This is a genomic window from Frankia nepalensis (assembly GCF_016786325.1).
Lineage (GTDB): Bacteria > Actinomycetota > Actinomycetes > Frankiales > Frankiaceae > Pseudofrankia > Pseudofrankia nepalensis.
Map to the genome: position 1 here is coordinate 46,799 of NZ_JADWYU010000142.1, position 8,699 is coordinate 55,497.

Annotated in this window: 11 protein-coding genes and 1 pseudogene; 5 read left to right on the forward strand and 7 right to left on the reverse strand. The window is 65.3% G+C overall.

The features are described from left to right. Positions 1–232: 232 nt before the first annotated feature. Positions 233–490: a glutaredoxin family protein gene (locus I6A81_RS21420; RefSeq protein ID WP_202998716.1), complete on the forward strand. Its 258-nt coding sequence runs from the start codon at positions 233–235 to the stop codon at positions 488–490. A 373-nt stretch (positions 491–863) separates the two neighbouring features. On the opposite strand, the gene I6A81_RS21425 is transcribed toward I6A81_RS21420, so the two are convergent. The 3 genes from I6A81_RS21425 to I6A81_RS21435 form a co-directional block, all read right to left on the reverse strand. After that, complete coding sequence (locus I6A81_RS21425) at positions 864–1,355, reverse strand: hypothetical protein (RefSeq protein WP_202998715.1); 492 nt, start codon at positions 1,353–1,355, stop codon at positions 864–866. 1,194 nt (positions 1,356–2,549) lie between these two features. After that, on the reverse strand, positions 2,550–2,888 hold the full coding sequence (locus tag I6A81_RS21430; protein WP_202998714.1) for an ankyrin repeat domain-containing protein: 339 nt from the start codon (positions 2,886–2,888) through the stop codon (positions 2,550–2,552). A gap of 26 nt (positions 2,889–2,914) precedes the next feature. Continuing rightward, positions 2,915–3,433: a phosphotransferase family protein gene (locus I6A81_RS21435; RefSeq protein ID WP_285222610.1), complete on the reverse strand. Its 519-nt coding sequence runs from the start codon at positions 3,431–3,433 to the stop codon at positions 2,915–2,917. Between the two features lie 165 nt (positions 3,434–3,598). On the opposite strand from I6A81_RS21435, the gene I6A81_RS21440 reads away from it, so the two are divergent. Continuing rightward, the gene (locus I6A81_RS21440; RefSeq protein WP_202998713.1) at positions 3,599–4,141 is read left to right on the forward strand and encodes a hypothetical protein; all 543 of its coding nucleotides are present in this window, start codon (positions 3,599–3,601) and stop codon (positions 4,139–4,141) included. Positions 4,142–4,633: 492 nt separating this feature from the next. Continuing rightward, positions 4,634–4,867, forward strand: coding sequence for a hypothetical protein (locus I6A81_RS21445; protein ID WP_202998712.1), 234 nt, complete (start codon positions 4,634–4,636; stop codon positions 4,865–4,867). Positions 4,868–4,922: 55 nt separating this feature from the next. On the opposite strand, the gene I6A81_RS21450 is transcribed toward I6A81_RS21445, so the two are convergent. Beyond that, positions 4,923–5,483 carry a hypothetical protein gene (locus I6A81_RS21450; RefSeq protein WP_202998711.1) on the reverse strand — a complete coding sequence of 187 codons (561 nt, stop codon included), beginning with the start codon at positions 5,481–5,483 and terminating at the stop codon, positions 4,923–4,925. Between the two features lie 178 nt (positions 5,484–5,661). Between I6A81_RS21450 and I6A81_RS21455 the strand changes: the two genes are divergently transcribed. Further along, positions 5,662–6,108 (forward strand): hypothetical protein, encoded by a 447-nt coding sequence (locus I6A81_RS21455; protein WP_202998709.1) that lies wholly within the window; start codon positions 5,662–5,664, stop codon positions 6,106–6,108. Here I6A81_RS21455 and I6A81_RS21460 read toward each other — a convergent pair. Further along, the gene (locus I6A81_RS21460; RefSeq protein ID WP_323132736.1) at positions 6,083–6,436 is read right to left on the reverse strand and encodes a phosphotransferase family protein; all 354 of its coding nucleotides are present in this window, start codon (positions 6,434–6,436) and stop codon (positions 6,083–6,085) included. The two genes, I6A81_RS21455 and I6A81_RS21460, sit on opposite strands and share 26 nt — an antisense overlap. Positions 6,437–6,443: 7 nt before the next feature. Next, positions 6,444–6,746: a hypothetical protein gene (locus I6A81_RS46030; RefSeq protein ID WP_323132737.1), complete on the reverse strand. Its 303-nt coding sequence runs from the start codon at positions 6,744–6,746 to the stop codon at positions 6,444–6,446. 371 nt (positions 6,747–7,117) lie between these two features. Between I6A81_RS46030 and I6A81_RS21465 the strand changes: the two genes are divergently transcribed. Then, positions 7,118–7,687 carry a hypothetical protein gene (locus I6A81_RS21465; protein ID WP_202998706.1) on the forward strand — a complete coding sequence of 190 codons (570 nt, stop codon included), beginning with the start codon at positions 7,118–7,120 and terminating at the stop codon, positions 7,685–7,687. A 157-nt stretch (positions 7,688–7,844) separates the two neighbouring features. Here the strand turns inward: I6A81_RS21465 and I6A81_RS21470 are convergent. Then, positions 7,845–8,699 (reverse strand): annotated as a pseudogene (locus tag I6A81_RS21470) (hypothetical protein); the annotation flags it as partial.

The window sequence follows — 8,699 nt, forward strand, 5'->3', positions numbered from 1 at the left end:
TGTCCGTGCTGGCCGGAGAGATGACGATCGCGGAGGCCGCCCGCCGGAACAAGGTCAGCCATCGCTGTTCGCCGGCTGCCACACCGGCCGCGACACCATCACCGCCATCCGCGACGCCGGATTCGCCGTCAACGACCTCCACCGTTTCCACTTCCCCGACACCGGCCCACCCAGCCCCACCACCCCACACGCCCGCGGCGCCGCCACCCGCCGCCCCAAAGACGGCACACCGATGAGCGCCACCAGCAGGAAACAGGCACCGGTCACCGTCTACACCCGACCCGGATGCCCCCACAGCTTCCTGCTACGCCGCGGCCTACGCCGCCGCCGGATCGACTTCACCGAAGTCAACATCTGGGCCGACCCCCACGGCGCGGCCGCCGTACGCGCCGTCGCCGCCGGTAACGAAACCGTGCCCACCGTCCACGTCGCCGGACAGTGGCTCGTCAACCCCAGCACCGCCCAGGTCGACCAGCTCGCACGCCAGTGACCACCCGCACCCGCACGCCGCCACCTCACCACTCCAAAGAGCAGCTCGGCGCCCAGGTTCGGACAGCGCCGCAACGCCGTGTCTAGTCCCAGGTGATGCTTGACGCCGCGACGCCGCAGCCTGCCGAATTGCTCGATTGAGATCAAGGCGACCGAGAGGCACCAGACGCATCTGGAGAGTTCTCCCGACGCACGAATTAATTCGTCGCTCAAACTGCCTACCGCGATTACAAAGGGCTATTCCGGCTTACGGGGGAAGGTCGTCATTTCCTCGAGCCAGCCATGACAGTGCATCATCTTTCTCCGCAGCCGTGCGATATGGACTTCCCGCATTCTTTCGGACAATGTTCCGAAGAGACTGCACCTTATGGGGATTAGGGAGGACGGCGGGTTCCGATGCAATCCTGCCAAACTGTTCCTTGCACAAATACCGAGCCATCCACGGCTGACATCACGAAAGCAGGGCGACCGTAGGGCCCGCCGGTAATCCCAGCGGCAGCTCCTTTCCCCATGATGTCCCAATCATCAAGCAACTCGACCAAGCCCCATACTGCCTCGACCTCCTCGTCATGCGATACAGTCTTCCCTCCGCCCGAACCGATAGGCACGCTGATCCCCAGCAAGAACTGGCGCTCGGCCGAAAACAAACCGAACTCCGTTGCCAGCGCGTACCAGTCAGCGTTCGCTTTCGAGACCAGGTCCGGGTCGTCCAGCCTGACAGTTCGATCCCGTCGACCCTCGTCGGGATGGCACGATGTCACCATGCCGGCCGCAAAAGGAGGAATTCCAGTCAAATACCTGAAGCCCAGAAACCGCAGGCCACAGCCTTCCAATGCGCGCGCAAGTAGCTCGACGTTCAGCGCCATACCTCCACGCCCCCCTCAGTCACACCCCGCCATGTCCATGAGTTTACCGTAGAAATTCCCTGCACCCTTTACGTTCCCCTTCGGACGCACGATATCGACTTCGAAGCCCGGCCGACGGCCGAGCCCCAGGCTGCTGACCGTGGTAGGTCACCACGCCCAGTTATGACCTCCACTCGTCTTCGGCATCACCACAACTCTCGCGTTCGCCAGCGTGTCAGCCTGTGGAGGGTGCGGCGGATGGGGGCAGGCGCCCCTGCGGCTTTTACGGTCACCCGGTCGTTGCGGACTTGGCCGATGAGTTCGACTGTCCGGTGTGCGGCGAGCCGCCTGAGGCCGATTCCGTGGGTGACTCAGCCTGAGCCTCGATCCACCACCGGTATGGGGTGTCCTGAACGTGTAGATGCCCTCTGACCTGGGATGATCGTCTTGCTGGAGTACCCATCGTTTCCGACCAAGAGGGCATCTACGAGATGCGATTGTTGTACGCCCCGTCGAAGATCTGTCTCGGGTTCGATGATTCGAACCTGACCGCGATGGGTGGGCTGGTGCCGGTGATGGCGCTGGCTGCCCGCTGCGGCCTGGGCCGGCTGGCGAATGTGCTGCCTCGGTGGCCCGTCGGTTCGTCGAGCAAGCTGCCGCCCACCGCTTGTGGCAACCGGCCTCCGCTATATAGATAGCCGCCCTGGATCCATCTTTCCAAGGTGAACCCGAGTGAGGTTTCCACGTGCCGAACTTATCCATCAGCACGCCTCGCCCCATCTCGCACGGCCGGCGAAAGAATCGCAGAGACCGCCATTTCAAGGAGAAGTTCTAGAACGACTTCTCGATCGAAACCTTCTCGATGGGACATTTCAATTGCCCATGGAGCGGCTAGCTGCATCCAGTACGAACGACCAGACCTCCACGCAGACTCGACCGTCAACTCAATGAGTCTTTCGGGAGTCGAAATTCCTCCCTGGTCGAGTTCCGGCCAGGAGTTGGAAAATTCAGCCAAGACTCCGGAAAGATCACGCTTCAGGTAGGGCCACATGGGAACGAACCCCGAGCCAGCAAGGGAAGCCCGCCCCTCCGACTCCACTCCGACCCCGATCAGGCCGTCGGGCATCATCCCGATCCATGCCCCGTCACTTCGGTACACCACCGGATTCCAGTTGGTCATCTTAGCCCCTAACCTGACGCTACCACATCTGGGCGTCACGTCCTGTCGGGGTGGGTTTCCCGCCATACCTCGAAGAGAGCAGTCGCCAGCCAGTGGCCGCACACAAACGCCATGTGCTCGGCTGTTACCCCTCTGCCGCCTTCGGGCCGTCGTAGCGGGTCCGCGCCCCGGGCAAGCAGATACGCCGTGGTACTCACCTCGAGCGGTTCCCCGGTCTGCGTGTGGCCGTCGATCTCGACATCGATCGCGTGATGCAGCAGCGTGAACCCGTAGTCATCCTCGTCGTGGATGTCCCCGCCAGCGTCCAGGAGATCCCGGAGTCTGGGGAGGTCCTCCAACTCGACCGCCAGGTGCAGCGGCGTCATGTCTGCCATCTCGATCCACCTGCCGTGACTCTGCTCTACAGCGGCGCCCAGTCACGGCGACTAGCACCCGAGCGCAGCGCCGCGATGCGCTTGCCGAACTCCGCCGCCGCCCGTGGTTCCGCGCCGACGTTCTGTCCGACCCAGATCACCATCATCGTCTCCCGGATGTCCCGCAGCACCGGGTACCCCTCCCAGGTCATGACGTCGAAGCCGTAGCCGTCGACGAACGCGCGGTACTCCTCGGCGCTGTGCCACCCGTAGGAGTCCGCGTACATCGCGGTCAGGAGCAGGTCCCATTCCCGCGGCCCGTGCGCGAAGCCGTCCAGGTCGATCAGCACCGCCCGCCCTGACTCGTCGCGCAGCACGTTGCCCACGTTCGCATCCCCATGCACCGGCCCGGCCGGCAGCACGAACGACAGATCGGCGTACTTCTTCCGGAGTTCGTACGTCAGACGAGCGAACCCCCAGTTCACAGCACGCAACGACACGAGGTCACCCGCTTGCCGAACCGAAGCCCTGAGCCGCGACAGCCGCGACCAGGCACGAAGTCTCAAGTCAACTTGCCAGCGGATGGCTGATGGCTGTGTCTGTCATGTGAGGCACGTTGTCTCATGGCCGTGTCTGCGGCGGCCACGGATGGAAGTCGCTGGCCAGTGGGACGGTCCGAGCTGGGAGATCGTTTCCCGCGCACTCGGTCCTGTCGGGTCTATCCTGCGCACGTGACCGACGAAAAGCTGTTCTGGGATCCGATCGCAGCACTCCCAGACGGTGAGCTCGAGGCATCCTTCGGCGGGCGTTGGGCGGACCGGCTCTGGTTGAACGTTCCTGGCCCCTTCTACACCGGCATGGCGGACAACTGCTGGACAGGCCGCCTGCACGCGCCGCGTCATGTGCTCTATGGCGGCGAGTATCTCGGTGAGTACGTGTATCGCCAGCCGGCGACTGCTACCGAGGTCCAGAGCCTGGTGGTGGCAGCGCAGGAAGATCCTTTCTGTGGCTACGCCTGCGACGGCGACAGTTGGTGGACACCTGGGGCCGTTCGCGAATGGTGGCATGACCGTGCACGGGTGATGGAGTATCTGGCAGTGCTGCTGCCCGAGTGGTCGTCCAGCGACATCCCAGCGGAGCAGGAAGCCGCTGAGGGACTGCGGGACTTCTCCGCATACATATCCAGCGGGCTGGCCGTGGACCTCCGGAGGTACCTGTTCCGGCTTGAAGAGGGGTACTACCCAGGGATCTCCCGGTCGCTTCCTGATCTCTGATGAGTGCCCGTGGCGGTCGTCAGTCCCCTGGGGTCGTCCAGGAGCGCGGCAGCGGGTTCGTTCTGTCCCACGGACTCCTTTCCGACTCCGGACCCGTGGGTGGAGGATGGATGCTGGCCAGCCTCAGCCACCAGGCCAACTACCTCGGCCGCTACGGCGAGGCCTGCAACTGGTTCGCGCCTCAGCCTCGGTCACCCGCACCCAGCCGAGCATGACCGTGGCGTCCCTCTCGCTGGCGATGCAGGCCCGCGCCCTGGCCAACCTCGGCGAAGCCAAAGAGTGCTCCCGGACCATCCACCAGGCCGAACAGCTCTTCGGGCGCCGGGACCCCGACCGCGCCCCACCGTGGATCGCGTTCTTCAACGCCGAGGAACTCGCCGGCGAAGCCGCCCACTGCTACCGCGACCTCGGCCACTCCGCCGAGACCCGCGCGTTCGGCACGAAGGCCCTGCACCCGCGGAACACCCACCCCGCACCTGGGCGTTTATCGGCATGGTCAACGCTGCCGGAGCACTCAACGGCGGCCAGCTGGACGAGGCGGTCACCCTCGCGACGGAGACACTGGACATCGGCACACCGCTGAAGTCCACTCGGTGCGTCCGCTACCTGAACGACTTCCACCGCACCCTGAGGACCCGCCACCCCAGCGAGCAGCAGGCCGCCGCGTTCGCCGCAAGGCTACGAGAGCACTACCCATCCGCCAACATCCCAGCCGGGCGTCCCTAAACTCGTGAGTTTCTCCGCCATTAAGGGGTGCGACCAGGCGTTGTCAAGATACCGTTTAGTCATCGGCACTCCAAAAATACTCCTCCTTAAATCCAAATACACCAGGATGATTCGCCCGAAAGCGGGGCTCCGTATTGGGTTGGCCTATTCTGATTCCAAAGGTCCAGAGTGGATCAAAAGACACGTGCTGATCGCCCGCGAAGGTGAACTCGGCAAATTTAACGATGCCAGATTCAAGGGATGATCCGTCATCAAGTAGGCAGCGGAGAGACAGGCATGGAAGATCGTCCGCCTCGCCGAAGTAGATTTCCGAGAGGCTCGCCACACCGGCTTCCGCCTCTTCGTCGTCGGGCAAACCCGGATCATGCGTGATCTTGCCCACAACCCTCATGGCGAGTTGATCACCTTGATTCACGGCGGTGAGTCGAAGGTAGGGACCTCCCGCCCCCGCCTCAAGGTAGACCTCGTCTGGAAGTAGATTGAAGCGCCGCACAGGGTCCGCCTCAATGCGCGCGGGATCCGCCTTCATAAAGTACCCAGGGACCAGGAGGTTGCTGAAGTGCTTGGTGCGCAGCAGCAGAAGGATCTCATCCAGATTCGTTCTGTCAGTTTTCATCGGCGAAGCCTACTCTTGTTGATCACCTTATTTGGGCGACTATCAACATCTTCAAGAAGCGTCCAGCAACTGCCGTCCTAGCGTAGTGCGACCGTCAGGCCATCCCCACGGTAGATCTTGCCTAGCGGGACACCCTTCTGTAGCGAAGCCTCACCAATGTAGCGTACAGTCTCCTGGCATGCAGTTGACTGACCTCCCGCAGGCCAAGGCCTGGGTTGCCGAGGTCGGCACCTTCGACCTACGGACGTTCACCCTGTCGAATGTGTCGATTGCCGAGGCCTGCGCTGTCGCCACGCTGATGTCTCCAGAATTCATCGAGTACCGAGGCTGCATACTCCTACGCTTCGTCTTCGATGCCTTAGACGCAAGCGGAGTCGATACGTGGATCGACCACTTCCGGGGCGATGTCCAGGCGGTTGAGACCATGGTGAACCACATCCATCTGTGGGAATTCTTCAAATCTCAGTCCGAGGACGAGGACGAGGCGCTGGTCGATCTCGCGCGCCGGATGGCGACTTCCTGGAAGTGCTCGGCGCGTTCGCAGTTTCCCGAGCGGGTGTTTGCCGTCGAGTTCGACGACGGCACCAACGACTACGGCCCTACTCTAGCGATCCACACGGTCTAGAACGGCCTCCAATGCCTCCAACACCAGTACGTAGCGTGATCATCCTGCGTTCGTACTCGGCCGCGATCTCGCTGGGCAGGTGAACGTTCTGCATGATCCACGTAGTCATCCTGATCTCGTGCACGCGGCGCAGCACCTCGAAGCCGGACCAGTCCGTCACGTCGAACCCGTAGGCGTCCACGAACGCCCGGTACTGCGCGTCGGTCCACCACCCAGCCGTCCGGTACTCCGTCGCCGTCATCGCCAGGTCCCACTCAGGCTGACCCCACCCGAACCGCTCGAAGTCGATCAGGACCGGGCCGCCCTCCGCGACCATCAGGTTGGCCACATGGGCATCACCGTGGATGGGCCCAAGCGCCAGGGCAAAGTCGAGACGCGTCGTCCTCCACCCCGTCGCGACCGATGATCTGCCGCCAGAACGTGACCGGGTGCCCGTCGACCTCCTGAGGCTGCGGCACATCGGCCAGGCGCGCCGCCGGATAGCCCACCTCGGCCAACCACCGGGAGACACCGGCTTCCTTCATCGCGTCGTCCCAGCGGCTCATCGACCGGGCCACCCGCACCACGACGCCGACGTCACGCAGCCGGAACAGCGCGTTCTCGCCTAACCGGACTAGCGCCGCGCCCGCGGGGTCCAACCCGACCCGCTCGCAGGCACGACCAGGATCGAGCCTGCCAACGCGGCCCAGAATCCCCGAGATGACAGCATGCCGCCGCCCCGTACCGTCCCGCCCATGGACGGCAGGCTAGCCCACCGCCCACCCGCAAGATCCAGACTTCAAGCGCTCGCCGAGCGGATCACACACCGCCACCGCCGACGCGAGCGACCACCACGACCGAAGGCCGTAACAGGCCCCAGCACCAGGACCGCGCCGCAACGCCGCTGTCGAGTCCCAGGTGATGCTTGACGTTTCTGTCCCAGCTGGTGGTTGACAGCGGGGACAGGAACCACAGGTAGCGGGCGCCTTGGGGAGGTGCGCATGGCCCGGGCATCGCTCGCCGTTCCGGCATGCAACGATTTCGCTGGTCGCGCCGGGCGGCCGACGGCCTGGGGGTGGTACTCATGGATCGCTGGAACGCCAAGCCGGATGAGGAACGCGCTGAGTGGGCTCTGGCTCCGCTTGCGGGTGTCGGGCCGCTCCGTTTCGGGATGCGTTCCGGCGAGGTGTCAGCGGCGCTGGGCATCGTTTCCCCCTTCCAGACGGACGTCGTGGTCATCGCCCGCAAGATGTTTCGCGACGTGGGAGTGACGACGTACTACAGCGGCTCCGCCGGTCTGGCCGGTGTCGCCGTCGACGCCCTGGTCGGCCCGCAGGTGACGTTTGACGGCACCCCGCTGGTCGGGCGCGTGCCGTCCGAACTCGAGCAGTGGTTCGTCGACCAGAGCGACGCCCGGAAGATTGATCTGAGGGTTACCGCCTACGGCGCTCTGGCATTGCCCGATCTTGGTCTCGTGATGCGCGTGCAGCGGGCGGGCGACGTGCTCCTCACCCGTCTGCTCATCCTCACCCACGAGTGGGCGATGAACCCCGACGACTACGTCCCCGAGTCAGAGTGGCACACATGGCACGCCTTCTGACGCCCGCCCGCCAGCGGGCGGTGTGCCAGCCGCAACGTCGCAACGTCGCGGCCTGCCGAATTGCTCGATTTTGAGATCAAGACCGCACCGCGCGATGGCTGCGCGCGGCCCCGGCGAGCCGTGCTCGCCGGCGCGTCGCGTCCAAGCAGGTCCTGCCTCAGCGCCACCAGCGTTGAATGCGAAGTATCGCTGACACGACCAATGCACCGATCGCTTCGGCCGTAGCGAGTTGGTCTCGCAGGGCGGCGGAGATCGTTGAGATAACCGTCGTTCTACCTGACACTGAAGCAGCCTCCAGCGCCTGGGCCAGGACGGGGCCGCGTGCGTCGGCGGGTAGGTGGGGTGCCAACGCGCTCAGCGCCGACGCCCGATCGCCCGGCGAGTCGATGGTGGTTGCGGCGGCGAGCGCCGGGGTGAGCAGGTCGGCGGGTAGGTGGGGTGCCAACCCGCGCAGCGCCGACGCCCGGTCGTCCGGCCGGTCGATGGTGGTTGCGGCGGCGAGCGCCGGGGTGAGCAGGTCGGCGGGTAGGTGGGGTGCCAACGCGCTCAGCGCCGACGCCCGGTCGTCCGGCCGGTCGATGGTGGTTGCGGCGGCGAGCGCCGGGGTGAGCAGGTCGGCGGGCAGGTGCGGTGCCAACGCGCTCAGCGCCGCCGCCCGGTCGTACGGCGAGTCGATGGCGGCCGCGGCGGCCAGTGCCTGGGTGAGCAGGTCGGCGGGCAGGTGCGGTGCCAACGCGCTCAGCGCCAACGCCAGCGCCGACGGCGAGTCGATGGCGGCTGCGGCGGCGAGCGCCTGAACCAGGACAGGGCCGCGTACCTCGGCGGGTAGGTGGGGTGCCAACCCGCGCAGCGCCGACGCCCGGTCGTCCGGCGAGTCGATGGCGGCCGCGGCGGCCACGGCCTGAGCCAGGACAGGGGCGCGTGCGTCCGCGGGTAGGTGGGGTGCCAACGCGCTCAGCGCCGACGCCTGGTCGTCCGGCCGGTCGATGGCGGTTGCGGCGGCCAGTGCCTG

Excerpts from the sequence above, each read along its gene's own strand:
- I6A81_RS21455 (WP_202998709.1), top strand. The coding sequence starts at position 5,662 with ATGCAGTTGACTGACCTCCCGCAGGCCAAGGCCTGGGTTGCCGAGGTC.
- I6A81_RS21465 (WP_202998706.1), top strand. The coding sequence starts at position 7,118 with ATGCAACGATTTCGCTGGTCGCGCCGGGCGGCCGACGGCCTGGGGGTG.
- I6A81_RS21425 (WP_202998715.1), bottom strand. The coding sequence starts at position 1,355 with ATGGCGCTGAACGTCGAGCTACTTGCGCGCGCATTGGAAGGCTGTGGC.
- I6A81_RS21420 (WP_202998716.1), top strand. The coding sequence starts at position 233 with ATGAGCGCCACCAGCAGGAAACAGGCACCGGTCACCGTCTACACCCGA.
- I6A81_RS21445 (WP_202998712.1), top strand. The coding sequence starts at position 4,634 with ATGGTCAACGCTGCCGGAGCACTCAACGGCGGCCAGCTGGACGAGGCG.
- I6A81_RS21450 (WP_202998711.1), bottom strand. The coding sequence starts at position 5,483 with ATGAAAACTGACAGAACGAATCTGGATGAGATCCTTCTGCTGCTGCGC.
- I6A81_RS21430 (WP_202998714.1), bottom strand. The coding sequence starts at position 2,888 with ATGGCAGACATGACGCCGCTGCACCTGGCGGTCGAGTTGGAGGACCTC.